This window comes from Sphingomonas sp. IC-56, from assembly GCF_021043375.1.
Lineage (GTDB): Bacteria > Pseudomonadota > Alphaproteobacteria > Sphingomonadales > Sphingomonadaceae > Sphingomonas.
Window position 1 is genome coordinate 329,576 of sequence record NZ_JAJNDV010000003.1, and the last position, 24,630, is coordinate 354,205.

At 67.5% G+C, this 24,630-nt stretch carries 20 protein-coding genes; 3 read left to right on the forward strand and 17 right to left on the reverse strand.

Features of this window, described 5'->3' with window-relative positions:
- Positions 1-54: 54 nt before the first annotated feature.
- The 9 genes from tilS to LQ953_RS06530 all read right to left on the reverse strand — a co-directional run bounded on the left by tilS (position 55) and on the right by LQ953_RS06530 (position 10,294).
- Positions 55-1,065 (reverse strand): tRNA lysidine(34) synthetase TilS, encoded by a 1,011-nt coding sequence (gene tilS / locus LQ953_RS06490; RefSeq protein WP_231029908.1) that lies wholly within the window; start codon positions 1,063-1,065, stop codon positions 55-57.
- Positions 1,043-1,981 carry a YbgF trimerization domain-containing protein gene (locus tag LQ953_RS06495; protein ID WP_231029909.1) on the reverse strand — a complete coding sequence of 313 codons (939 nt, stop codon included), beginning with the start codon at positions 1,979-1,981 and terminating at the stop codon, positions 1,043-1,045. Before LQ953_RS06495 ends, tilS begins: the two co-directional genes overlap by 23 nt.
- 82 nt (positions 1,982-2,063) lie before the next feature.
- Positions 2,064-2,897 carry a helix-turn-helix domain-containing protein gene (locus LQ953_RS06500; protein ID WP_231029910.1) on the reverse strand — a complete coding sequence of 278 codons (834 nt, stop codon included), beginning with the start codon at positions 2,895-2,897 and terminating at the stop codon, positions 2,064-2,066.
- A gap of 107 nt (positions 2,898-3,004) precedes the next feature.
- Entirely contained in the window at positions 3,005-5,281 is a 2,277-nt protein-coding gene (ptsP, locus tag LQ953_RS06505; RefSeq protein WP_231029911.1) for a phosphoenolpyruvate--protein phosphotransferase, read from the reverse strand.
- 40 nt (positions 5,282-5,321) lie between these two features.
- The gene (locus LQ953_RS06510) at positions 5,322-5,975 is read right to left on the reverse strand and encodes a hypothetical protein (protein WP_231029912.1); all 654 of its coding nucleotides are present in this window, start codon (positions 5,973-5,975) and stop codon (positions 5,322-5,324) included.
- Between the two features lie 112 nt (positions 5,976-6,087).
- Positions 6,088-6,807 carry a hypothetical protein gene (locus LQ953_RS06515; protein ID WP_231029913.1) on the reverse strand — a complete coding sequence of 240 codons (720 nt, stop codon included), beginning with the start codon at positions 6,805-6,807 and terminating at the stop codon, positions 6,088-6,090.
- 64 nt (positions 6,808-6,871) lie between these two features.
- The gene (locus LQ953_RS06520; RefSeq protein ID WP_231029914.1) at positions 6,872-7,903 is read right to left on the reverse strand and encodes an NAD(P)H-dependent flavin oxidoreductase; all 1,032 of its coding nucleotides are present in this window, start codon (positions 7,901-7,903) and stop codon (positions 6,872-6,874) included.
- A gap of 50 nt (positions 7,904-7,953) precedes the next feature.
- On the reverse strand, positions 7,954-8,760 hold the full coding sequence (locus LQ953_RS06525) for a hypothetical protein (protein ID WP_231029915.1): 807 nt from the start codon (positions 8,758-8,760) through the stop codon (positions 7,954-7,956).
- Between the two features lie 265 nt (positions 8,761-9,025).
- Positions 9,026-10,294: an aspartate kinase gene (locus LQ953_RS06530; RefSeq protein WP_231029916.1), complete on the reverse strand. Its 1,269-nt coding sequence runs from the start codon at positions 10,292-10,294 to the stop codon at positions 9,026-9,028.
- A gap of 58 nt (positions 10,295-10,352) precedes the next feature.
- Between LQ953_RS06530 and ubiG the strand changes: the two genes are divergently transcribed.
- Positions 10,353-11,084, forward strand: a complete 732-nt coding sequence (gene ubiG, locus LQ953_RS06535) for a bifunctional 2-polyprenyl-6-hydroxyphenol methylase/3-demethylubiquinol 3-O-methyltransferase UbiG (RefSeq protein WP_231029917.1) — start codon at positions 10,353-10,355, stop codon at positions 11,082-11,084.
- A 4-nt stretch (positions 11,085-11,088) separates the two neighbouring features.
- On the opposite strand, the gene LQ953_RS06540 is transcribed toward ubiG, so the two are convergent.
- The 3 genes from LQ953_RS06540 to LQ953_RS06550 all read right to left on the reverse strand — a co-directional run bounded on the left by LQ953_RS06540 (position 11,089) and on the right by LQ953_RS06550 (position 13,146).
- Positions 11,089-11,640, reverse strand: coding sequence for a hypothetical protein (locus LQ953_RS06540; RefSeq protein ID WP_231029918.1), 552 nt, complete (start codon positions 11,638-11,640; stop codon positions 11,089-11,091).
- 63 nt (positions 11,641-11,703) lie between these two features.
- Entirely contained in the window at positions 11,704-12,075 is a 372-nt protein-coding gene (locus LQ953_RS06545; RefSeq protein WP_231029919.1) for a tRNA-binding protein, read from the reverse strand.
- A gap of 48 nt (positions 12,076-12,123) precedes the next feature.
- Positions 12,124-13,146 (reverse strand): ATP-dependent DNA ligase, encoded by a 1,023-nt coding sequence (locus tag LQ953_RS06550; protein WP_231029920.1) that lies wholly within the window; start codon positions 13,144-13,146, stop codon positions 12,124-12,126.
- A gap of 47 nt (positions 13,147-13,193) precedes the next feature.
- On the opposite strand from LQ953_RS06550, the gene ung reads away from it, so the two are divergent.
- Positions 13,194-13,889 (forward strand): uracil-DNA glycosylase, encoded by a 696-nt coding sequence (ung, locus tag LQ953_RS06555; protein WP_231029921.1) that lies wholly within the window; start codon positions 13,194-13,196, stop codon positions 13,887-13,889.
- A gap of 230 nt (positions 13,890-14,119) precedes the next feature.
- Here the strand turns inward: ung and glf are convergent, their stop codons facing one another.
- Positions 14,120-16,510 carry a UDP-galactopyranose mutase gene (gene glf, locus LQ953_RS06560; RefSeq protein ID WP_231029922.1) on the reverse strand — a complete coding sequence of 797 codons (2,391 nt, stop codon included), beginning with the start codon at positions 16,508-16,510 and terminating at the stop codon, positions 14,120-14,122.
- A gap of 210 nt (positions 16,511-16,720) precedes the next feature.
- On the opposite strand from glf, the gene LQ953_RS16325 reads away from it, so the two are divergent.
- Entirely contained in the window at positions 16,721-18,922 is a 2,202-nt protein-coding gene (locus LQ953_RS16325; protein WP_231029923.1) for a family 1 glycosylhydrolase, read from the forward strand.
- A 170-nt stretch (positions 18,923-19,092) separates the two neighbouring features.
- On the opposite strand, the gene LQ953_RS06570 is transcribed toward LQ953_RS16325, so the two are convergent.
- From LQ953_RS06570 to LQ953_RS06585, 4 genes are all read right to left on the reverse strand, one after another.
- Complete coding sequence (locus LQ953_RS06570) at positions 19,093-20,370, reverse strand: family 1 glycosylhydrolase (protein ID WP_231029924.1); 1,278 nt, start codon at positions 20,368-20,370, stop codon at positions 19,093-19,095.
- A gap of 402 nt (positions 20,371-20,772) precedes the next feature.
- Complete coding sequence (locus tag LQ953_RS06575; protein WP_231029925.1) at positions 20,773-22,995, reverse strand: xanthine dehydrogenase family protein molybdopterin-binding subunit; 2,223 nt, start codon at positions 22,993-22,995, stop codon at positions 20,773-20,775.
- Positions 22,992-23,978, reverse strand: coding sequence for an FAD binding domain-containing protein (locus tag LQ953_RS06580; RefSeq protein ID WP_231029926.1), 987 nt, complete (start codon positions 23,976-23,978; stop codon positions 22,992-22,994). The genes LQ953_RS06575 and LQ953_RS06580 overlap by 4 nt, the downstream gene beginning before the upstream one ends.
- Positions 23,975-24,472, reverse strand: coding sequence for a 2Fe-2S iron-sulfur cluster-binding protein (locus tag LQ953_RS06585; protein WP_231029927.1), 498 nt, complete (start codon positions 24,470-24,472; stop codon positions 23,975-23,977). Before LQ953_RS06585 ends, LQ953_RS06580 begins: the two co-directional genes overlap by 4 nt.
- Positions 24,473-24,630: the final 158 nt, after the last annotated feature.

Here is a 24,630-nt window from a genome sequence, read left to right on the forward strand (position 1 = left end):
TTTCCGACGCTCAAGATAGGTGCGTCCAGGTTAATCGCAATGGAACAACGTTGATCAGTGTGATCGCCGCGGCGGTGCCACGCTGAACGCCCATGTCGCAGCTTTGGCGCTCGCTTTCACCCCCGCAATCGTACCGGTGCCCCCCGCGTCCAGCCGCTGCACCAGCGCATCGAGCCGGTCGAGCGCAGGCGCGGGGGATAGCTGCGCTGCCTCAAGCACTTGCAGGATCGCCTGCCGGGCCAGGCGCCGCCTGATTTCATAGGGCAGGGAGGCGACCACTAGGGCGACACGCCGCCCATCCTCGCTCACCCGCGCCCGGCTTTCCCATTCCTGCGCCGCATAGTGCGCAAGCGCGTCCTCGGCATGGCGCAGGTTGCTCGCCGCGAGCGCCAGCCGCTCGGGCCGCAACTCAGCCGTGCCGGCCAGCAGCTGCCGCATCCGCGCCCGATCGAAGCGTGGGTGACGATTCGAAGGATCCTCCACCGCCTCGATCCCCGCCGCCTCCACCACAGCGGCGAGTTCGGCGCGGCGCCACCCCAGCAGCGGCCGCACCAGTTGGAGGCCCGGCCGCAACGTGCGGCGCCCGGCCATTCCGGCCAGCCCGCCGACCCCGGCGCCGCGCCGCGCCCGCATCAGAAAGGTTTCGGCGACATCGTCCTGCTGGTGCGCAACCGCCAGCCACGCCGCGTCGCCCGCCCAGCGCCCCAGCAAGCGATAGCGCAGCCGCCGCGCCGCCTGCTGAAGGTTTCCATGGAGATCGGCGTCTTCGGGCGCCACGAGCACCTGGTGCGGCACACCCAGCCGGGCACAGATCGATCCGACGAACGCGGCTTCCCCGGCGGCTTCGGGCCGCAGCCCATGATCCACGGTCGCTGCGATCACCGCACCCGGATATGCCGCGGCGGCCAGCAGCAGCAGCGCCAAGCTGTCGCCACCCCCAGAGACCGCCAGCGCCAGCTTTCGCTCGGGCGATGGCGCCGCTCCGGTCAGCGCCTCCAGATCACGCCGGAACCGCCCGACCAGATCGGCGGGCGGCGTCAGCTCACTTGCACTTGTTGGTGGCACGGCCCTCTGCGACCCCGGCCTTCATCTCGGCCGAGAGGCGGTCGCCATAAAGCTGGGACAGCTCGTTATAGACCTTGCACACTTCGCTCGACGGCTTCTTCAGCTTGGTCAGCGCGTCGGCCAGGTAATACAGGCTGTCGGGCGCCCGCTCGCCATTGGGGTTCTTCTTGTAGTTTTCATAGAACGCCACTGCCGCCAGGCTCGGCGCACCGGCGTCGAGATAGGAGCGGCCAAGCAGGTTCTGCGAATAACTGGCGCGGCGGTGCTGCGGATACTTGTTCACCACCGTCTCGAACTGCGCGCGCGCCTCGGGGTACAGCTTGGCCTGCCACAGGCGATAGCCATAGGTATAGGCGTCTTCCGCCGGGTCGCCGCTGCTCGGCTTGGCGACCGCCGCCAGCTGCTGCGCGCGTGCACCGGTCGGCTTGGCCGCCGGCTTGTCAGCGGCGGGCCGTGCCGGGGCAGGGCGCGAAGCGGTCTCGGGCGCCGGGTCGACTTCGGCAGTATCGCCGGTCACGGCCGCGCCGGGAGCGGGCGCGCGCGGCGCCTCAAAGCCCTTCATGCGCGCATCGGTGGCGGCCTTGTACGCGTTGAACGCGTCTTCCAACTGGCGCAGGCGATACTGGCTCTGTTCGACCTGTCCGGTCAGCGTGGCCAGTTGGCCTTCCAGCGACGACACGCGCTGAGTCAGGTCGGCCAGCGGACTGCTCGCCGGGACGCCGGGAACCACAGTGTTCACTTCGGGGGTGATTTGCGGCTCGACCGTCTGGCCCGCGCCGCCGGGGAACACCTTGCGCTGCACCGCGCGCATTTCGCGCTCCAGCTTGTCGACACGGACTTCCACGGTCTGGGCCTGCGCCACGCCGCCGGTTCCTAGCGCCACGGCGGCAACTGCCGCGGCCATCATGATACGCATCAGGTCACACCCCCCGGTGGATTCGCTGAAAGAAAACTTGAGGTTCAGCGTCATAGCGCAAGTTGGCAGGCTTGTCGCCCGTTCACTCGGCTGCTGGCGCGCTGGCATTGCCGGCGGCGGCATCCGCCCCGGCGCTGCCCCGCGCCTGCAGCGCCTTTGCGCTGACCGGCACGTTCACCGTCTCCACACCCGTGCCGAGCGGCGCGACCTGCGATCCGTTGATCAGCACCTGGACGCGGTCCGGGCGGCCCGTGCGCGCGACCGGATCCTGCGCATTCTGCGGCACATCGAAGCGTTCGCCCTTGGCCATTTCCTTCTCGAACAGCCGATTGCCCGCGCCATCGCGTACGCGCAGCCACACCGTCTCGGTCGCGACCAGCGTCACCTGTCCACCGGCTATCGGCGTGGGGGAGGGGGCGACGGCGACGCCGGGCGCCGAGGGGCTTCCCGCCGCCGGCGTGTCGAGCGGCGCCAGCACGTCTTCGGGCGGCGTGCTCGATCGGAACAGGCTAGTGCCATACCACAGGCCGACGCCCAGCAGCACAAGGACCGCGACCACCAGCGCGCTCCACGCGAACCCGCGCGAGGGCACTCGGCCCGGATCGTCCAGCGGATAATATTGCGGCGGCGCCGAACGCTCGGGCAGCGTGCCCAACGCGCCGCGCACGTCATGCGCGACCGCCACTTCGTCCTCGCCCACGGCGCGGGCATAGGCCTTGGCAAAGCCCAGCGCGTAGGTGGAAGAGGGCAGCCCGGAATAATCGCCGGTTTCGATCGCCTCCAGGTGGCGCTGCGGGATACGCGTGCGCACGGCGATCTCCGCCAGGTCCAACCCTTGCGCCTCGCGCGCGGCGCGCAGCCTGGCGCCCGCGCCTACCGGCGTCGTGTTGGCGTTAGCGGCACTGTCGCCTTCCATCCTGGTCTCCGGCCAAGGCGTCGGCACCGCTGCCGCGCCTGTTGGCGGGGGATGTCCCCCACGCCGCCCCCGCTGTCAACGCCGCGACGCGGCAAATCGCCGGATAATCAGGCGAGTTCGACCGAATGCTCCGCCGCCCAGGCCGTAAGGGCGTCGCGAACCGGCGTGCGAGGCTCGGCGAGCAACGTAGCCAGCATCGCCACTACCCCCTCGCGGTCGAGCGAGCGCACCATCGCCTTGATCGGCCCCACCGCCGCCGGGGTGATCGACAGCCGGCGAATGCCCAGCCCGATCAGCGCCATCGCTTCCAGCGGCCGCCCGCCCATTTCGCCGCACACCGTCACCGGCACGCCCGCGGCGTCGGCCTGCTGCACCACCCGGAGGATGAAGCGCAGGATCGACGGGCTCAGCCAGTCATAGCGTAGCGCCAGCTTGGGATGCGCGCGGTCGGCCGCGAACAGGAATTGCGTCAGGTCGTTGGTGCCGATCGACAGGAAGTCGACCTTCGGCAGCAGCACGTCCAGCACTTCGGCCAGCGCCGGCACTTCAAGCATCGCGCCATAGCGGATCTCGAGCGGCAGCTTCTTGCCCCGCGCCGCCAGCCACGCCCGCTGCGCCTCGAACAGCGCCTTGGCCTCGTCGAACTCCCAGGGCTCGGACACCATCGGGAACATGACATTCAGCGTCCGCCCCGCCGCGGCCTCGACCAGCGCGCGGGCCTGCGCCTTCATCAAACCATCGCGGTCCAGCGCCAGCCGCAGCGCGCGCCAGCCCATGGCCGGGTTCTCTTCCTCGCCATGCTCGTCATGGTTGAGATAGGGCAGCGCTTTGTCGCCGCCGATGTCGACGGTGCGGAACACCACTGGGCGATCCCCCGCGGCTTCCAGCACATCCTTGTACAGCCGTCGCTGCGCCTCGCGCTGGGGCAGGGTGGCGGACACCAGGAACTGGAACTCCGTGCGGAACAGCCCGATGCCGTCGGCGCCGGTCAGGTCGAGCGCGGCCAGGTCGTCGCGCAACCCGGCGTTGACCATCACCGTCACCCGCTGCCCGTCGCGGGTCACCGGCACTTCGTTCTTCAACTGGGCAAAGGCGGCGCGGCGCTTCTGGCTCAGCGCCAGCTTGGCCTCGAACGCTTCCTGCATCGCCTGGCTCGGGCGGATGAACAGGCTCTCCTCAGCCGTGTCGAGCAGCAGCAGGTCGCCCTCGGCGATCAGCTTGCGCACGTCGCGCACGCGACCCAGCACCGGCACGCCCATCGCCCGCGCCACAATGGTGACGTGCGCGGTTAGCGACCCTTCCTCCAGCACCACGCCCTTCAGCCGGCGCCGGTCATATTCCAGCAGCTCGGCCGGCCCCAGATTGCGCGCGACCAGGATCGAATCCTGCCGCAGCCCCATCTGCGCGGCGGTACCCAGCTGGCCCGACACGATGCGCAGCAACCGGTTGGACAGGTCTTCCAGGTCGTGCATGCGGTCGCGCAACAACGGATCGTCGATCTCGCGCATGCGCTGGCGGGTGCGCTGCTGCACCCGCTCGATCGCCGCTTCCGCAGTCAGCCCGGAATCGATCGCCTCGTTGATGCGCCGGCTCCAACCTTCGTCATAGGCGAACATCTTGTAGGTCTGGAGCACCTCGTCATGCTCGCCCCCGCCGCCGAATTCGGCCTGGCTCGCCATGCGCTCGATCTGGTCGCGCATCTTGTCGAACGCGGCATAGACACGGTGGCGCTCGGCCTCGGTATCCTCGGCGACCGTGTGCTCGATGACGATGCGCGGCTGGTGGAACACGGCCACGCCTGCGGCCATCCCGTCCACCAGCTTGAAACCCGGTGCATGGCTTGCGGCGGTCGACTGGAGGCGCGTCGACGGCGCGCCTGCCGCATCGATCAGGTCGGCATTGGCGATCAGTTCCGACAGCACCATCGCCACGGTTTGCAGCGCCTCGATCTCGACATCGGCGTAGCGGCGCTGTTCTTCATGCTGCACCGCCAGCACGCCGACCGAGCGCTCACGGCGGATGATCGGCACCCCGGCAAAGCTGTGGAAGCGCTCCTCGCCCGTCTCGGGGCGATAGGCGAAGTCGGGATGCGTCGCCGCTTCGTCCAGGTTCAGCGTCTCGACGTTGGCGGCGATCGTGCCGACCAGGCCTTCCCCCAGCGCGAGGGTGGTGACGTGCACCGCCTCCTGCGCCAGCCCCCGGGTCGCGAACAGCTCCAATACGCCCTCCCGCAGCAGGTAGATCGAGCACACTTCGCTATTCAGCGCCGTGCCAATCACCTCCACAACGGCGTTCAGCTTCGCCTGCGCCGGCAGCCGTCGGGCCATCACGTCGTGAAGGCGAGTGAGGATCTCACGGGCGGATGCGGCTGCGGTCAAGGCCATGGCGCCAGCGCTAACAGATTGCGCCAGCCCACGCCACGGCTCAGGGGACCAGCGGCATCCGCATCCTGGCGGGTACGATCGAAGCCAGGGTCACGCCCGCCGCGCCCTCGCGCCAGGCGGCGAGTGTGGTGCGATACTGGTCGTAGGCGCGATAGAAGCCGGTGAACGGCGCCTCCAACCGGGGCAGCGCGCCCAGCGCGAACGCCTCGAACTCCTCCTGTTTAACCGCCAGCGCCTCGCGCAGCACCTCATGCGCCACCGCGCAGAACGCTTCATGCGCCGGGGGCTGTGCAAAGAAATTGTAGACCCGCGTCATCGCGTGATCATGCTCGTTCTCCCACTCGGCGGCATGGCGCAGGCGGAACTGCGCCTTCACGCTGGCATCCGCCTGCGCCAGCGCGTCGCGATGCACCGCCAGCAGCTGATTGTACTCGGCGATCGTCTCAGCCTCCAGGGCGTCGCGGCACCCCAGCGCCGCGACGTTCAGCGCCGCGCGTACATGCCAGCTGGTCTGCGCCGGGCTGAGATCGCGGTTCGGTGTCAGGTACCCGCCCTGCGCGTCGAGCGGAGGCACCGCCTGGTTGGGCGCCGCCCCTTCCGGCGGCCTGGGTGCCTCGGCCCAGTTCTGGGCAAGCGCGGGCGTCGCGCCCAGCAGTGCGCCGGCAACAAGGATGGAGCGAAGGAAAGCCTGCATGGTGAACCTCTGGGGCCGCGCAGGAAATGCGCGCGGCCAGCAGGCTCATTATAGACTGCCGGCAGTTCGCCAGCGGTGCTTCACCATTGGTTTACCGCGTATTCTCAGCCGCTTATGGCTGGGGCGGGGCCGGCTGCGGCGGGATGGGCTGGACGATCTCCGCGGGCGGCGCGAGTTCTTCGACCCGCACATAACCCGTGGTCACCTGCACCTTGCCGAACTGGTTGGCCCAGCGCGCCAGGTCGGCGAGATACTTCTCATACGCGCCATAAAAGTCGAGGAACGGCTGCTCCAGCCGCTGCATCGCCTTTGCCGCGTAGGTGGGGAACTCCGCGTCCGGCACCGTCGGCACCTCCGCCAGCACTTCGCGCGCCACGGCGCAGAAGCCCGGCTGCGCAGGCGGCTGCGCGAAATAGTTGTACAACCGCGTCATCGCCACATCGAGCGTGTTGAGCGAGCCATATTGCGTCGTCAGCGCCTTGTAGGACTCATCGAACCGGGCGGCGCGCGTGCGGATCAGGTTGTTGTACCCGCTCACCACCGTCTGCGTGGGATCGCTGCACCCCAAGGCCGCGACGTTCAGCGCCACGCGCAGGTGCCACACCGTCCCGGCGCCGCTCAGGCTGCGGTTCGGCGTCGCATAGGTGCCGTCGGCCAGCTTGGGCGGCAGCACCAAGTTCGGTGCCGAGCTTGCCGGCGGGGTCGGCTTGGGCCCCGGCATCGGCGGCAGCGCCATGAAGGGCGGCGGCGCCGGCGGTGTCACGCGCTCGGCGCAGGCCGCGGCGATCAGCGGCAGGGTCAGCAGGGAAAGGCGAGCAAGGGTACGCAACATCAACACACTCTCCCGGGACCTTCTGTCCCGCCGCAAGTCCGGCCTCGACGAACCGGCATTCTTTTCAGGCGGCGCGCTTTTCCAGCGCCTGAACGGCTTCGGCCATCAACGAAGCGATGATGTCCGCCACCGGCTCTTCCTTGCGCACCATGCCGACCGACTGGCCCGCCATCACCGAACCATGCTCGACATCGCCGTCGATCACCGCGCGGCGCAGCGCACCGGCCCAGTAATGCTCGATCTGCAACTGCGCCTCGGCCATCTCGACGTTTCCGGTGTCGAGCAGCTGGGCAACTTCGCGCTGCTTGGCGGTGAACAGCTCGCCGCCGGCGTTCTTCAGCGCACGCACCGGGATCACCGGCAGGCGCGGATCGATCTGCACGCTGGCGATCGCGTCGCGCGCCGACGCGCGGATGAACGCCTTCTTGAAATTGGCATGCGCGATGCTCTGCGTCGCGCAGACAAAGCGCGTGCCCAGCTGCACCCCCGCGGCACCCATGTCGAGATAGCCTGCGATCGCCTCGCCCCGACCAATCCCGCCGGCGACGAACACCGGCACGTCAGCCGCGACTTCGGGCAGGATCTCCTGCGCCAGCACGCTAGTCGATACCGGGCCGATATGCCCGCCGGCTTCCATGCCCTCGACCACCAGCGCATCGACGCCCGATCGGATCAGCTTCTTGGCGAGGCTCAGCGCCGGCGCGAAGCAGATCAGCTTGGCGCCATTGCCCTTGATCGCGTCCAGCGATCCCGTCGGCGGCAGGCCCCCGGCAAGCACGATATGCGTCACGCCATGCTTGGCGCACACCGCGATCAGGTCGAACAGCTGCGGGTGCATGGTGATCAGGTTCACGCCGAACGGCTTGTCGGTCAGCGCCTTGGTGCCTGCGATCTCTGCGTCGAGCAGCTCGGGCGTCATCGCCCCGCACGCGATCACCCCGAACCCGCCGGCGTTGGAGATCGCCGCCACCAAGTTGCGCTCGGAGACCCAGGACATGGCGCCGCCCAGAATGGCGACCTCCGAACCCAGAAACTCGCATCCGCGCGCCATGCGGCGCTTGAGGCGCTCGGCGCCGACAGTGTCAGTGGTGGTCATGCCGCACGCCTAGCCGCCCTGGCAGCGTGCGGGCAACCCGCCGCGTGACGTCAATCGCCGGAGTTGGCGCGGGTGATCTCGTAATCGATGCGGATCGATACCCAGGCGCCGACCATCTCCTTGCCGCCGACCCGCGGCGGGCGGACCAGGAACTGGAACGCAGCCTGGCGCACCGATCCGGCCAGACCCGATCCGCGCGGCGATTCGCCCAGCTCCTGGCAATCCTCGACCCGGTAGCGCGCAACCGTGCGGCAGGCGATCAGCCCCCAGCCAGAGCTGCGCGCCCGGCTGGACATATAGGTGGACAGCTCCGCCCTGGTCGGCCGGCGATACCATTGCGCGGCATACAGCGGCTCGCCATTGGGCGCCTTGCCCGCGACTTCGCTATCGCCCGGCATGCGTCCGCCGCCGCTGCTGGCCGCCTCGCCGCTGTCGGCACCGGCCGAGGTGCCGGGCGCCTGCGCGCTCGATTGCACCTTGGCGATGTCGGCGGAGCGATATTCCTGCCGCGTCATCGGGATGATGCCGTCGGGGAGCACGATCGGTTTTTCGGGTGTCGGCGGCTGCTCGGGCTGCACCTCGGGTGGCCGCACCGGTTGGGGCTGCGGCTGGCTGCGCGAAGCCTTTGCGGGCGCGGCCTTGGCCGGGCTCTGCTCGGCGGCTTCCTCGCTGTCGCCCGTGCTCACATCGAACGTCGTAGTGCGCGCCCCATCCTCCACGCCGGGCAAATCGGGCGCCATGAACAGCAGCAACAGCGCGATCAGCGCCTCGACCAGCAGCGCCAGCACCATCGCCACGCCCCGCCGGCCCAGCGTCGCGCGAATGCGCGTGGAAGCGAGATAGGCGGTCGACGGCACGATCCTGTTTAGCCCCCAACCCTCGACATGGCCTTTACGCGCATCAACCGCAGTCTTGCGGCGGAACTAGGGCGGACGCCCAAACTCCCCTCTCTGCAAGTGAGGGGTCGGGGGTGGGTCGGGGAAAGGACGGGCTCGATGCCCGGCCTTTTCCTTCTTCCACGCCGTTCGCCGGGCTCGCTTCGCTCGCACCCACCCCCAGCCCCTCCCTCGCAGGGAGGGGGACTGAGGCGCTAAATGCCGATCCGCTCCCCTGGCGCTCGGCTCAGGCGGCCTCAACCTCCGCGTCCAGCCCATAGGCCGTATGCAGCACGCGCACCGCCAGTTCGGTGTAATCCTCTTCGATCAGCACCGACACCTTGATCTCGGACGTGGTGATCGCAAGGATGTTGATGCCGCGCTCGCCCAGCGTCTTGAACATCGTCGCCGCGACGCCGGCATGGCTGCGCATGCCCACGCCCACCACGGAAATCTTGGCGACGCGCGTGTCGTGGGTCAGGTCGTTGAAGCCGATCGCCGCCTTGCCCTGATTCAGCGTCTCGATCGACCGTGCCAGATCGGATGACGGCACCGTGAAGGTCACGTCGGTCGAACTCGCCGAACCCGCGCTCTGGTGCGCGATGTTCTGGATGATCATGTCGACGTTGATGTTGGCCTCGGCCAGCGGGCCAAAGATCGCGGCGACCGCGCCCGGCTTGTCGGGCACCGCGGTCAGGGTGATCTTCGCTTCGTTCTTGTCGTGCGCGATGCCGGTGATGAGCTGGCGTTCCACGTCTATCTCCTCTTCGCCGACGATCATGGTGCCGGGCAATGTATCCGCCATCGGCACGTCCTCGCCGGTGAAGGACGACAGCACCTGAACGCGGACATTTTCCTTCATGGCCAGGCCGACCGAGCGCGTCTGGAGCACCTTGGCCCCGACGCTGGCGAGCTCCAGCATCTCTTCGTAGGTAACTTTCTTCAGCTTGCGCGCGCGCGGCACGATGCGCGGGTCGGTGGTATAGACCCCGTCGACATCGGTATAGATGTCGCACCGGTCCGCCTTCACCGCCGCCGCGACCGCCACGGCCGACGTGTCGGAGCCACCGCGCCCCAGCGTGGTGATGCGCCCGTCATGCACGCCCTGGAAGCCCGGCACCACCGCCACTTCGCGGTTGCCCATGCTGGCGAGCAGCGCCTGGGTCTGGATGTCCTCGATCCGCGCCTTGGCGAACGCGTCCGACGTCTGCACCGGCAGCTGCCAGCCAAGCCACGACCGCGCCGGCACGCCGATCGCCTGCAACGCGATCGCCAGCAACCCGCTGGTAATCTGCTCGCCGGCGGAAACGACGACGTCATATTCCTTGGGATCGTAGAGCGAGGATGCTTCGCGGCAGAAGCCGACCAGCCGGTCGGTCTCGCCCGCCATGGCCGAGACCACCACGGCAATGTCGTTGCCCGCGTCCCATTCGCGTTTCACCCGCGCGGCAACGCTGCGGATGCGCTCGATCCCGGCCATCGACGTGCCGCCGAACTTCATCACGATGCGTGCCATGGGTGTGTCGGGTCCCCCGGGACTTGGGTAAGATGGGGCGTCCTGATAGGGGGGGCTTATGGCCAACGCAACTAAAGCAACGATTGACCCCCGCGAAGCTGCGCATTTCGGAAAGCTCGCTGCGGACTGGTGGAACCCGCGCGGCTCTTCGGCCATGCTCCACCGCCTCAATCCAGCGCGCCTGGCCTTTATCCGCGAGGCTGCGGACGCGCATTGGGACCTCGATGCCGCCAGCTTCACGCCATTGGCCGGCAAGACCGCGATCGACGTAGGCTGCGGCGCCGGCCTGCTCGCCGAACCGCTGGCCCGGCTGGGCGCGCAGGTCACTGGCCTCGACGCCGCGCCTGAGAATATCGGCGCTGCGCAGGCCCATGCGGCTGCCACCGGTCTCGGAATCGAATATCTCGCCTGCGGGATCGAGGATCTGCACGATCGCCAGTTTGATCTCGTCACCTCCATGGAAGTGATCGAGCATGTCACCGACCCCGCCGCCTTCGTCGCCGGCCTCGCGAACGCGCTCGCGCCCGGCGGCCTGCTGATCCTCTCCACCCCCAATCGCACCGCGCTGTCGCGCTTGGCGATGATCACGGTGGGGGAGGGAGCAGGCATGATCCCCAAGGGCACCCATGCCTGGGATCAGTTCCTCACCCCCGACGAACTGATCGCGCTGCTCGAAGCGGCCGGGCTGCGCGTCACCGCGCGCACCGGCCTCACCTTCTCCCCCGCGCGCGGCTTCGTCACCGGCGGCGACGAGACGCTCAACTATCTGTTGAGCGCCGTGCGCGCCTGAGCGGTTACCGGGCGGCGCTTGGCCCCATGTCGAGCAGGAACACCGGCCCGATATCGATGGTGTGGTTGCCGGTCGCCAGGTGCAGCGTCGCGACGATCTCGCCCGCGGCATAGTCGCGGTCGGCCGTTCCCTTCACGTCGAACATCTTCCATTCCGGGCCGACCTCCGCCTCGCCGCGGAACACGGTGGAATAGGGCTCCTTGGCCAGCGAGACCTGGAGGTTGGCGACCTTGGCGGTCGGCGCGTCGCCCTTCACCTTGCGGCCCCAGAATGCCAGGACGAGATTGTCGCCCTTCTTCACCGGCTTGGTGATCGGTGAGATGACGCCGATCGAATAGGGTTTGTCGGACCCGCCCGGCACGACGATCCGCAGCGCCTGTCCGCCCTGCACGCTGTCGTCCTTGCGCGCCTTGGGCGTGCTGCCCAAGCCATAGACCGTGAACGCCGCGGGCGCGGGCACGTTGATGATCCTGTCTTCGATATTGTCCTGCGCCCGTGCCGGCGTGCCCAGGCTCAGCGCCACGGCGCCCAGAGCCGTGAAGATCAGTCCCTTCATGCTTACTCTCCCCGTTTTGTTTGCCGGGAAGCTATTGCGTCATTTGGCCGCTGGCAACGGCGCTCAGAACAGTCGCCCGCCATCCGGCACCGGCTCGGAAGGGCGCACCAGCACCACCTTGCCCTCAGCATCGGGAAAGCCGAGCGTCAGCACTTCCGACATCACCTTGCCAATCTGGCGCGGCGGGAAATTGACCACCGCCGCTACCTGTGTGCCGACCAGGTCCTCAAGGGCGTAATGCTCGGTGATCTGCGCGGAAGACCGCTTGCGCCCGATCGCCGGCCCGAAATCGATCACCAGCTTGAACGCCGGCTTGCGCGCCTCGGGAAAGGGTAGCGCCTCCACGATCGTCCCGACGCGGATGTCGACGGCAAGGAACTGGTCGAAGCCGATCGTCTCGGCGGCGGGCGCATCGGCGTCATGGTTCATGTGCATGGGAAGGCTTTTGGCAAAGTCCGTTCCTGTCCCGCAAGGGGAGGGTGCTCAGCGCACCTCCGCCAGTGCCGCCTCCACCACGGCCGGCCGCGCTTCCTCACCCAGCTGCTCCATCGTGCACTGGCGCGGCGCCTTGTCCGGCCGCCAGCGCAGGAACCCCGTCCCATGCCGGAACCGCCGCCCGCTGACATGATCGTAGCGCACCTCGACCACCAGTTCGGACCGCAGCGGCTGCCACTCGGCGGACCGCTCGGTCGACCAGCGGCTGGGCCCGCCGGGCGCATCGCCGGTGAACCCCGGCGCCTCAATCAGACCCTCCAGCTGCGCCGTCAGCGCGGGCCGGTCCGCCGCGGCAAGCCCGGACGTAAAGCCGACATGGTGCAACAGCCCGCCTGCATCGAACAGCCCGAGCAGCAGCGACCCCACTTCGCGCTTCTTCGCGGCATAGCGGAACCCGCCCACCACACAATCGGCGGTGCGCAGCCGCTTGACCTTCAGCATCGCGCGCTCGCCGGGTTGATAAGGCTCGTCCAGCCGCTTGGCGACGACGCCGTCCAGCGCGCCGCCCGCCGTGTCCAGCCACCGCTGCGCGGTCACGCCGTCCTCGGTTCGTGGCGACAGCCGCAGCATCGCAGTGCCGTGCGCGGCATGAAAAGCCTCCAGCACGCCACGCCGCTCGGCCAGTGGCGCATCGGCGAGCATCCGTCCCTCCAGCGCTAGGCAGTCGAACAGCATCAGCCGCGCCGGCGTCTCCGCCGACAATTTGCGGATGCGGCTCTCGGCAGGATGCAGCCGCATCTGCAACGCCTCGAACGACAGCGTCGCACCCACCGGGATCAGCAATTCGCCATCCAGCACCACGTCTTTGACGTCCAGCGCGGCGATCCCTGCCACCACCTCGGGGAAATAGCGCCCCAGCGGCTTGCCCGACTTGGACATCAGCGCGACCTCGCTGCCCTGCTTGAACACCAGGCAGCGAAATCCATCCCACTTCGGCTCGAACTGCCAGCCGTCATCCTCGGGCAGCGCCTCGACCAGCTTGGCTTCCATCGGTTCGATCGTGTCGATCATCCCCACCCAACGTTGACGCCCGCCCCGGGTTGCGGAACAGCGCCGCGATGGCCGATCTGAACCTGCACCCCAGCTGGCGCGAACCGCTCCGCGAAGAGTTCGCCAGTCCCTATATGGCTGCGCTGCGGGAATATCTCCGCGCCGAAAAGGCGGCGGGCAAGCGCATCTTCCCCGAAAGCCAGAACTGGTTCCGCGCGCTCGACCTCACCCCGCTCGACCAGGTCCGCGTCGTCATCCTCGGCCAGGATCCCTATCACGGCGAAGGCCAAGCGCACGGCCTGTGCTTCTCGGTCCAGCCCGGCACGCGCACCCCGCCCAGCCTGGTCAACATCTACAAGGAAATGGAGGCCGATCTCGGCATCCCCCGCGCGCGCCACGGCTTTCTCGAGCATTGGGCGGAGCAGGGCGTGCTGCTCCTCAACGCAGTGCTCACGGTCGAGCAGTCCCGCGCCGCCGCGCACCAGGGCCGCGGCTGGGAGCGCTTCACCGACGCGGTGATCCGCCTGGTCAACGCCCGGCCCGAACCGGTCGTGTTCATGCTGTGGGGCGCCTACGCGCAGAAGAAGGCTGCGTTCGTGGATTCAGTCGACCGCGGCGGGCGCCACCTAGTGTTGAAAGCACCGCACCCTTCGCCGCTATCGGCGCACACCGGCTTCTTCGGCTCGGGTCACTTTTCGAAAGCGAACGCCTTCCTAGAGAGCCACGGCGAAAAGCCGATCGACTGGGCCCTCCCGGAGCTGTGACCCAGAAGATCCTCCCCCTCCGGGGGAAGGATTGACCTCGCTTGCCGCTTCATCAAGAACCTCCCCGGCACGGGGAGGGGGACCGCTCGCGCAGCGAGTGGTGGAGGGGGCTCGCCACGGGCGACATGGCTTGAGGAAGCCCCCCTCCACCATGCTTGCGCATGGTCCCCCTCCCCGTGCCGGGGAGGTTCTAAATGCTTAAGCCAGCTTCCAGAAAGCCAGCCCTTACCTCACTCCGCCGCAATCGAACTGCTCGCCACCGCCGCCGCTGCCGACACCGCGGCCTGCTTCGGCTGCTTCGCCGCGAACTGCTTGCGATAGGTCGCGAGCGCCTGCCCGACCACCTGGTCCATGTTATAATAGCGGTACGTCGCCAGCCGACCCACGAACGTTACATCGGTCTGCGCCAGCGCCAACGCCTCGTACCGCTTGAACAGCGCCTGGTTCTCCTCGCGCGGGATCGGGTAGTAGGGATCACCCTCCGCCGCCGGATATTCATAGGTGATGCTGGTCTTGGGCGAAGTCTGCCCGGTCAGGTACTTATACTCGGTGATCCGGGTATAAGGCACCTTCTCGTTGGGATAGTTCACCACCGCCACGTCCTGGAACCATTCCTGGTCGATCGTCTGGTGCTCGAACTTGAGCGAGCGGTAGGGCAGCTTGCCATAACGGAAACCAAAATACTCATCGATCGGCCCGGTGAAGATCAGGTGATCGTGGGTATAGGCCTCACGCACCTCGGCATAGTCGACGCCCAGCAACAGGTCGATGTTGGGGTGATCGAGCATCCGCTCGAACATCCGGGTATACCCCTCCAGCGGCATCGCCTGGAAGCTGTCGTTGAAGTAACGGTCGTCGGTGTTGGTCCGGGTCGGCACGCGGGCGGTCACTGCCTTGTCCAGCTCGGACGGATCCATGCCCCACTGCTTGCGGGTATAGCCGCGGAAGAACTTCTCATAGAGTTCCTGGCCCACAGCCGAGACCACCACGTCCGCCGACGTCTTGATCTCCGCCACCGGCTCGGCGCGCGAGGCGAGGTACGCCGCGGCTTCCTCGTCGGTCTTGAGGTCGAGATCGTACAGCTTGTTCAGCGTGGTGCGGTTGATCGGGATCGGCACCAGCTGCCCGTCCACCTGCGCCAGCACGCGATGCTCGTACGGGCGCCATTCGGTGAACTGCGACAGATAGTCGACGATTTCCTGGCTGTTAGTGTGGAAAATGTGCGGGCCGTACTGGTGCATCAGCACGCCTGCCGCATCCAGATGATCGAACGCGTTGCCCGCGATGTGCGGCCGGCGATCGACCACCAGCACCTTCAGGTTCGACTGCGAGGCCAGCCGCTCGGCCATCACCGCGCCGGCAAAGCCCGCGCCGACCACCATCACATCATAGTGCTTGGCATGTTCGGCCGGATAACGGGTCGGCGACACGATCGGCTGAACATGCTCGGCCTTGATCAGCGTGCTGTCGATCAGGTCCCACATGCCCTGCGCGGTGTTGTCCCACGAAATCTGCGCCAGCGTCTCGTCGACCTGGGTGCGCCACGCGCCCTCGGTGCGCGACAGTTCCAGCGCCGCGTCGCACGCCGCGATGAACGCTTCCGTCGTGCCGGCGATCTTCACGGCTTCGATCTCGCCATAATGGCGGATCACGTCGGTGATCGGCGTCGACACCACCGTCTTGCCGGCGGCGAGATATTCGGGCGTCTTGGTCGGGCTGATGAAGCGCGTCGCCTCGTTGATCGCGAACGGCATCAGCGCCACGTCCCAGCCGCGCAGATAATCGGGCAGCTCGGCATAGGTCTTGCCGCCGGGATAATGCAGGTTCGCCCGCTGCGGCAGGTCTTCCGGCGCGATCTTCACCACCGGGCCGACCACCACGATCGAGTATTCCGGGCGCGCATCGGCAAGTGCGGCGAGCAGGTTCAGGTCCATGCGCTCGTCGACCACGCCATAGAAGCCGAAGCGCGGCCGGGGCAGCGCGCGCTGGTCAGCCGGGTCCATGCCTTCGCTGCGTGCCTTGGCGAAATGCGCCACTTCGACGCTGGAGGGGAAGGGGTGCACGCTCGGATGCCGGTCGCGCTTGGCCTCGTACAGGCTGTACCCGCCGGTGAAGACTAGGTCGGCCTGTTGCAGCAGCCGCTGCTCCAGCGGCAGCAGCTCGGGCGGCGCGCCCTTGAAATTGGCCAGTTCGTCCATGCAGTCATAGACTACGCAGTCCGCGCTCAGATGCTCCGAAAAGGGCAGCATCATCGGCGTGTAGTACCAGCGCACCAGCGGGCCTTCCTCGCCGGCCATGAAGGTGTCGAGCAGGTCCTTCAGCGTCTCGGCCTCGTTCGCGCGATTGAAACCGACGGGGAACTCGGGGATCGCGACCACCACGCCGCTGTCCGCGCACACGCGCGTGGCAAGCCGCGGCTGGGCGGCGCCTTCCACGTCGATGCGCGGTTCTTCCCAGAACACCACCCGGTTGTCGCGTGCGAAGCGAGTCATCAGGTGCTGCGGGCGCTGGAACACGAAATCCCAGCGCAGATGGCTGAAGCAGATCAGCGTCGTGCCGGAAATGCCGGGCCCCTTGGTAGCGCTGAGCGAGGGAGCGACAGACAGGCCCGAGTGCGCCATGGATGGAAACCTTGCTGTTGAATGAACAACAAGAACGGAGGTTCTTCAAGAAAGTTCCGGATGCGTAAGAGCGCAACTGGTTGAGTTAACTTAGATTTACTTAACCGTTGATTCTTCTGGGCCGGGGGGCCGGTTGTGCAACGATTTGGGCAGCGCGCCGTTGTCGGCTGTTGAACCGCAGTGCAGCCAGGCACCAAGGGGAGCGACCGCGTGGATCTTCTAGAACTCTGGGGTGGTCCGGAGCCCACCGTCAATCGCATCGGCGACCGGTTTCAGGATCAACTCGTGCTCAGCGGCCATCAGGATCGCGACGACGATCTCGACCGCATGGCCGCCCTCGGCCTCGCCGCCGTCCGTTATCCCGTGCTGTGGGAGCGCATCTCGCCCGAGGATCCCGACCAGCATGATTGGGCCTGGACCGACAAGCGGCTCCACCGCCTTCGCGAACTTGGCATTCGCCCGATCGCTGGCCTGTGCCACCACGGCAGCGGCCCGCGCTACACCGACATGCTCGCCGACAGCTTCGCGCCCGGCCTCGCCAAGCACGCCCGCGCTGTCGCCGAACGCTATCCCTGGATCACGGAATGGACCCCGGTGAACGAGCCGGTCACCACCGCGCGCTTCTCCGCGCTCTATGGCCACTGGTATCCCCACACCCATGATGAGGGCGCGTTCTGGCTGACGCTCCTCAATCAGATCGACGCCGTCCGCCTGTCGATGGCGGCGATCCGCGAAGTGATCCCTTACGCCAAACTGATCCAGACCGACGATCTGGGGCGCACCTACGCCACCAGCGCGGTGCGTGAGCAAGCCGCGTTCGACAACGCCCGGCGCTGGATGAGCTGGGACCTGCTGTGCGGCCGCGTCACGCCCCAGCACGATTTGTGGAAACGCCTGTGCCGCCACGGACTTGAGGACCGGCTGCACGCCATCGCCGATGCGCCTTGCCCGCCCGACATCATCGGGGTGAACCACTACCTCACCAGCGACCGCTTCCTCGATCACCGCGTCCAGCGCTATCCCGCGCACACCCGCGGCGGCAACGGCAAGCAGGTCTTCGCCGATACCGAGGCGATCCGCGTCCTCACTCCGCCGCCCCCCGGTTTCATCGGCGTGCTGCGCGAAACCTGGGAACGCTATGGCATCCCCATCGCCATCACCGAAGCGCATAATGGCTGCACGCGTGAGGAGCAGATGCGCTGGATGGCCGATGCCTGGGACGCCGCGCACCAGCTGCGCGCAGAGGGTGTTGATCTGCGCGCGGTCACCAGCTGGGCGCTGTTCGGCAGCTGCGGCTGGAACACGCTGCTCACCGCGCCCGGCGTCTATGAACCCGGCGCTTGGGACGTCAGTTCGGGCACCCCGCGCGAAACCGCGATGGTGCCGCTGCTCAAGGGCCTGCCCGGCGATGCGCCCAAGCACCCGGTCATGGCGGGCCAGGGCTGGTGGCGCCGCAACATCCGCATCGAACACCCGATCACGCCGCGCCCGGCGCCGCTGCGCGACTATCTGCCCTCGCCCAAGTGGGCCGATCTCGGCAACTCGCCCCCCGTGCTGATCGCCGGCGCCACCGGCACGCTGGGGCAGGCGTTCGCCCGCTATGCCGCCCACCGCGACATCGTCCATGTCCTCACCAGCCGCGCCGAACTCGACTTGGCCGACCCGGCCAGCATCGACGCCGCGCTCGACCGCTACAAGCCCTGGGCAGTGATCAACGCCGCCGGCTGGGTCCGCGTCGACGATGCCGAGGATGAAGCCGGCGCCTGCATGGCCGCCAACGCCGACGGCGCGGTCCGCTTGGCGCAGGCCTGTGCCGCGCGCGGCATTCCCACGGTCAGCTTCTCCAGCGACCTGGTGTTCGACGGCACGACCGGCCGCCCCTATGTCGAAAGCGACACGCCTGCGCCGCTGGGCGTCTACGGCCAGAGCAAGGCCCAGGCCGAGGCACAGATCGCTGCGCTGCCGGGCAAGCACCTGATGATCCGCACCGCTGCCTTCTTCTCCCCCCACGACGCGCACAACTTCGCCGTTCACGTCGTGAACACGCTCAGCCGCGGCGAACGCCTCGCCGCCGCTGCGGATGCGGTCGTCACCCCGACCTACGTGCCCCACCTGTGCAACACCGCGCTCGACCTGCTGATCGACGGCGCGGAGGGCATCTGGCACCTGTCCAACGGCGAACCGCTAAGCTGGGCCGACTTCGCCAGCCGCGTCGCGCAAGCCACCGGCCTGGACCCCAGCCTGATCGACGCCGTCCCCGGCGACACCCTGGGCTGGAAAGCCAAACGCCCGGCAAACGCCGCTCTGGCAAGCGAACGCGGCACCCTGATGCCCAGCTTCACCCGCGCCCTGGAATCCTTCGCCCAGAAAATCGCCCAATCCCGCACAGTAGAACACCGCACCGCCGCCTAGCTCGATCCTCCCCCGGAGGGGGAGGGGGACCAGCGAAGCTGGTGGAGGGGTAGTCTCCACAGGCGATGTCCCATGAGGCGAATACCCCTCCACCACCAGCTAGCGCTGGCGGTCCCCCTCCCCCTCCGGGGGAGGATCTAAGATGCCGCCGATCAGCGCTCTCTTGAACGTTAGACGCCCGTCCGCATCCCCGCCATCCGCGCTTCCTGCTCCACCGCGTCCTCGCGTCCGGCATGCGAGGGCGGCACCACCGGCACCACCAGGCACACGCTCTGCGCCGGCAGCACGTCGCGCCAGTCGCGGATCAGCTGCTTGAACGCCGCGCCAACGGGTCGAATCTTGCGGTCCAGGTCATACAGCCCCAGCGGATTGACGTTCCCATTCTGCTCGCGCAGCGCCGTGTCCCAGTCGACCTGATCGGTCAGCGAATACCAGGTGAAGCCCACGGTCGGGATGCCGATATTGCGCAGGCGCAGGACGTTGGCCCACTCCTTCCACAACCAGTTCACTGCCTCGTCGCCGTTCGGCCCCTGATGCAGGTTCGTCTCGGTGTGCATGACCGGAAGGCCGTAGCGGCCATAATATTGCCGGGTGATCTCGGAGTATCCGAACACCTCGCCCGACGCGCGCGTGGTGCCATCGGCATGCACGCGGTGCTCGTTGGTCCAGTAATAATCGGTGCCCAAGATACAGTGCTGCTTGAGCTTGCGGCCGAGGAAAAAGTGGTACTCCTCCCGGCTCATCCCGCAGTCCATCAGATATTCATACATCTCGCTGTCGACGCGCCGGCCGTAATTCAGGTCCAGGCTCAGAAAGCGATTGGCGTTCATCACTTCGGCCGGGCCGATCGCCGCTGGGCTGTCGGCGTGGAAATATTCGGAGCTCTCGCTCTGGATGAAGATCGCGTCGGGCCGGCGCTTGAGGATCGCCTCCATCGCCAGCACATTCGCCTTCACGATGTGCTTGAGCGCGGTGACGAAATGACAGTCGCCCGACAGCTGCTCGTTCCACCAGCCATATTGCGCGGAAAAGGTCGCGCAGATGAACATCTCATTGACCGGCGTATAAAGCTGGATCCAGTGATAGCGCTCAGCGAACGCCGCAGCATAGCGCGCGAACAGCTCGGGAAAATCCGGGTTCTGGAAATTGCCGATCCAGTCCGGCACACCGAAGTGACACAGGTCGACGATCGGCGTGATGTCGCGCTTGCGCAGATCGTTCAGCGCCAGGTCGGCAAATTCCCAGTCATAGCGCTCGGGCCCCAGCCAGCTACGATGCAGCGGCGGCCCGAAGCGGAGATAATGGATGCCCATCTCCTCGACCAAATCGAAGTCCTCGCGCCACCGGTCGTAATGGTGGCTCGCTTCCATCTGGTCGATGCGGGTGCGGCCCTGATTGATCGTGGGAATGCTGTTCTCGATGCCCGTGGCAAACATGAAATTGGCCATCGAAACTCCCGGGGATCACCTGTGTCTGCCCAAGCAACGCGGCGACCGTCGCCAAGGTTGCCGATGGGGGTGGAGTGGAGGGAGCCGCGCCCGTCTTCCCTCGTCACCCCGGCCTTGAGCCGGGGTCCCGCTGCCTTGCCCCAACAGAAGAAGCGGGATCCCGGCTCAAGGCCGGAATGACGAAGGGAGGAGAAGAACCTCCCCGGAACGGGGAGGGGGACCGCGCGCGCAGCGCGTGGTGGAGGGGGCTCGCCCCAAGCGAGACGCCTCAAGGCGCCCCGCAGCAAACCCACCAGTTCCCCGGCGAAGGCCGGGGCCCAGCTGCCACGCACCCGGCGAGCGAAGGCTCATCCCACGAGCCGCACTGCAATTGGACCCGGCCTTCGCCGGGGAACCAAGGCGCTAAACCACCGGCAACCCTGCCAGCAGCTTGTCGAGCGTCACCGGATACTCCCGCACCCGAACGCCCGTCGCATTGTAAATCGCGTTCACCACCGCCGCGCCCGCTCCCGAAATCCCCAGCTCGCCGATCCCCTTGGCTTGCAACGGATTCGCATGCACGTCCCGCTCGGGCAGGAAGGTCACGTCGATATGCGGCACGTCCGCATGCGCCGGCACATGATACTCGGCCAAGTCGCGGTTCACGATTTTGCCGTTGCGCCAGTCATGCACCGCTTCCTCGTGCAGCGCCGCGCCGATCCCGAACACGATCCCGCCGATGCACTGCGACCGCGCCGTCTTTTCGTTCAGGATACGCCCGGCGGCAAAGGTCGAAACCCAGCGATTCACCCGCGTTTCGCCCGTGTGCACGTTGACATGCACCTCACAGAAATGCGCGCCGTACGAGGCTTGCGTCACATCCTCGTCCATCTTGCCCGGCTCGACTTCGCCGATCACGTCCATGCCGCCGGCAACTTCGCCGAGCGGCGTCGCGCGATTAGCCGCAATCACCATCCCATCCTTGAAGGTCACGTCGCCGGCCGCGACGCCGAGCTTGCCGGCAATCTGCTCGCGCAGATTCTGGCACGCGACATAGACCGAGGTGCCGCTGCTTCCCGCACCGAACGACCCGCCCGACCCCGCACCCGGGGGATAGCGGTTATCACCCAGCCGTACCTCCACGCGATCCAGCGGCTGCCCCAGCAGCTCCCCGGCGATCTGCGACAGGATGGTATAGGTGCCGGTGCCGATATCGGTCATGTCGGTCTCGACCACCACGCGGCCATCGGCCTCGATCGCCACCCGCGCCTTGGACGGTTGCAGCTTGTTCGACCGCGCCGACGCCGCCATGCCGTGCCCGATCAGCCATTCGCCCTGGCGCAGCCCGCCGGGCGTGCGGTTGCGCTGCTCCCATCCGAACTTGGCCGCGGCATCGTCATAGCATTCCACCAGCCGGCGTGAGGAAAAGGGCTTGTCCTTCTGCGGATCGGCCGCCGGCTCGTTCAGTTTGCGCAGCGCCACCGGATCCATGTCCAGCGCCTGCGCCAGCTCGTCCATCGCGCATTCCAGCGCCAGCATCCCCGCCGCCTCGCCCGGCGCGCGCATCGAACCCGACAACAGCCGGTTCATCGGCACATTGTCATGCGTGATCCGCCGCGCCTCGCCGGCATAGAGGAAGTGCGTCGAAATCCCGGCGGGCTCGAAGAAATCCTCCTCGGGCAAATTGCTGCCGATCGTCTCATGTCCGACCGCGATCAGCTTGCCCTCAGCGGTCGACCCCAGCCGGATGCGCTGGCGGGTATTGGACCGCCGCACCGTCGCGTCGAACACCTGCTGGCGAGCCATCACCGTCTTCACCGGCCGACCCACCGCCTTGGCAGCCAGCGCCGAAGCCACTGATTCCGGCGCGATCCCCAGCTTGGCGCCAAAGCCGCCGCCGACATAGCGCGCGATGATCCGCACCTTTTCCACCGGCAGCGAGAGCGCATCGGCCAGCTGCTGACGGTCCGACGCCGGCATCTGATACGCGCCGTGCAGCGTCAGATTGCCTTCCGCGTCCCAGCTGGCGATCGAGGCGTGCATCTCCATCGCCGCGCTGTTCTGGCTCGGCGTGGTCCACACCTGGTCTACGCTCGCCGCCGCCTGCGCCATCGCTGCGCCGATATCGCCCTTGCAGGCATAGGCGTCGGTCGCGCCATCGGGCGGCGTCACTGCTTCGTCCAGCCGTCCGTCGAAATCGAACATGCCCGGCGCTTCGATCCACTCGACATGCACCGCATGCGCGGCGTCGCGCGCCTGCTCGAAGGTCTCCGCGATCACGATGGCGATCGGCTCGCCATAATATTGCACCTCGCGCACGCCCTGCACCGGCCTGGACTTCTGCCCGCCTTGCTGCGGGTTGCGGATGAAATGGTCGAAGTCCCAAAAGACGTCGATCACGCCCGGCATCTTGCGCGCCTGCTCGGCATCGATGCGGCTGACATGCCCGCGCCCGAACTTCGCCCCGATCAGGAAACCGTGCGCGACATTGTCGAGCTGGTATTCGGCGGCATAGGTGGCGCGGCCCGCCACCTTGAGCGGCCCGTCTACGCGGTCCAGCGGGCGGCCGATCACCGCCTGCGCGTCCTGGTCGAGCAGGCTGTGCTCGACCGGCGTATCCATCGTCAGGCTAACGGTATCGGTCATGCGCGTGTCTCCACCGCTTCGCCAAGCACCGCGGCAAGCGTGCGCCGGGCGAGCGGGATCTTGAAATCATTATGGCCATAGCCGCGCGCGCCCTGGAGCAGCGCGTCGGCGGCGGCATCGAACAGCGCAGGGGAGGGGGCCTGCCCCACGAGCGCAGCCTCGACCGCAGGGTCGCGCCACGGCATGTGCGCCAGCCCACCGAACGCCAGCGAAGCCGAGGCGATGCGCCCCTCCTGCACGTCCACCACCGCCGCGACCGAGACCAGTGCAAAGGCATAGGACGCCCGGTCGCGCACCTTGCGGTAGATCTGCACGCCCGCAGGCGCCGGGGGCAGCGCGATCGCCGTGATCAGCTCGCCTTGCTCCAGCACATTCTCGATATGCGGCGTGTCACCCGGCAGGCGGTAGAACTCGCCGATCGGAATGCCACGCTCGCTCCCATCAGGCCGCAGCGTATGGATCACCGCGTCCAGCGCCCGCATCGCCACCGCCATGTCCGACGGGTGCGTCGCGATGCAGTGCTCCGACGTGCCGAGCACCGCCAGGACGCGGTTGAACCCCTGCTGCGCCGAACAGCCCGTGCCCGGCTCGCGCTTATTGCAGCCCATGCCGGGATCGTAGAAATAATAGCAGCGGGTCCGCTGGAGCAGATTGCCCCCGGTCGACGCCTTGTTGCGCAGCTGCCCCGAGGCTCCGGCAAGCAGCGCCTTGGCCAGAACCGGATATTGCTCTCGGATCAACGGGTTGGCGGCCAGATCGGAGTTCGGCACCAGCGCGCCGATCCGCACGCCACCCTCTACGCCACGCTCTACCTGGTCCAGCGGCAGCCGGCTGATGTCCACCAGCGCATCGGGCGTCATTACCTGCAGCTTCATCAGGTCGAGCAGGTTGGTGCCCCCCGCAATGAAGCGCGCCCCTGCCACCGCGGCGCTGGCAACCGCCTCCTGCGGCGATCCCGCGCGGCTATACTCGAACGTCTTCATGCCTGCGCCACCTCGCGGATCGCGTCGACGATGTTGGGATAGGCCGAACAGCGGCAGATGTTGCCGCTCATCCGCTCGCGGATCTCTTCGTCGTCCAGCGGCGGCGCGCCCGCGACATCCTCGGTCACGTTGCTCGCCCAGCCACGCCGCACTTCGTCCAGCATGCCCACCGCCGAACAGATCTGCCCGGGCGTGCAATATCCGCACTGATACCCGTCATGCTTCACGAACGCCGCCTGCAACGGGTGCAGCGCCTCGGGCGTGCCCAGCCCTTCAATCGTGGTGATTTCGTCGCCTTCATGCATCACCGCCAGCGTCAGGCAGCTGTTGATGCGCCGTCCGTTGACCAGCACCGTGCACGCGCCGCACTGGCCATGGTCGCAGCCCTTCTTGCTGCCGGTCAGCCCCAGCCGCTCGCGCAGCAGGTCGAGCAGCGACGTTCGCACGTCCAGCTCCTCGATCGCGTAGGTTTCACCATTGATCGACAGCTGCATGAATCGGCCTTTCCCCAGGATGATCACGCAACGCACCTCGCCATGCCGGTATCCTTGCAACCGACTCGCGATAAGCCGCGAGGGTGGACCATGGTCGCCATTGCCGCCGCGGAGGAAGCGTGCCTACCATGGCACCGACCGTGCAGCGCCGCGCATCG

Coding starts and splice junctions, on each gene's coding strand:
- LQ953_RS06495 (WP_231029909.1), bottom strand. CDS start 1,981: ATGCGTATCATGATGGCCGCGGCAGTTGCCGCCGTGGCGCTAGGAACC.
- LQ953_RS06500 (WP_231029910.1), bottom strand. CDS start 2,897: ATGGAAGGCGACAGTGCCGCTAACGCCAACACGACGCCGGTAGGCGCG.
- ptsP (WP_231029911.1), bottom strand. CDS start 5,281: ATGGCCTTGACCGCAGCCGCATCCGCCCGTGAGATCCTCACTCGCCTT.
- LQ953_RS06510 (WP_231029912.1), bottom strand. CDS start 5,975: ATGCAGGCTTTCCTTCGCTCCATCCTTGTTGCCGGCGCACTGCTGGGC.
- LQ953_RS06515 (WP_231029913.1), bottom strand. CDS start 6,807: ATGTTGCGTACCCTTGCTCGCCTTTCCCTGCTGACCCTGCCGCTGATC.
- LQ953_RS06520 (WP_231029914.1), bottom strand. CDS start 7,903: ATGACCACCACTGACACTGTCGGCGCCGAGCGCCTCAAGCGCCGCATG.
- LQ953_RS06530 (WP_231029916.1), bottom strand. CDS start 10,294: ATGGCACGCATCGTGATGAAGTTCGGCGGCACGTCGATGGCCGGGATC.
- ubiG (WP_231029917.1), top strand. CDS start 10,353: ATGGCCAACGCAACTAAAGCAACGATTGACCCCCGCGAAGCTGCGCAT.
- LQ953_RS06540 (WP_231029918.1), bottom strand. CDS start 11,640: ATGAAGGGACTGATCTTCACGGCTCTGGGCGCCGTGGCGCTGAGCCTG.
- LQ953_RS06545 (WP_231029919.1), bottom strand. CDS start 12,075: ATGCACATGAACCATGACGCCGATGCGCCCGCCGCCGAGACGATCGGC.
- LQ953_RS06550 (WP_231029920.1), bottom strand. CDS start 13,146: ATGATCGACACGATCGAACCGATGGAAGCCAAGCTGGTCGAGGCGCTG.
- ung (WP_231029921.1), top strand. CDS start 13,194: ATGGCCGATCTGAACCTGCACCCCAGCTGGCGCGAACCGCTCCGCGAA.
- glf (WP_231029922.1), bottom strand. CDS start 16,510: ATGGCGCACTCGGGCCTGTCTGTCGCTCCCTCGCTCAGCGCTACCAAG.
- LQ953_RS06570 (WP_231029924.1), bottom strand. CDS start 20,370: ATGGCCAATTTCATGTTTGCCACGGGCATCGAGAACAGCATTCCCACG.
- LQ953_RS06575 (WP_231029925.1), bottom strand. CDS start 22,995: ATGACCGATACCGTTAGCCTGACGATGGATACGCCGGTCGAGCACAGC.
- LQ953_RS06580 (WP_231029926.1), bottom strand. CDS start 23,978: ATGAAGACGTTCGAGTATAGCCGCGCGGGATCGCCGCAGGAGGCGGTT.
- LQ953_RS06585 (WP_231029927.1), bottom strand. CDS start 24,472: ATGCAGCTGTCGATCAATGGTGAAACCTACGCGATCGAGGAGCTGGAC.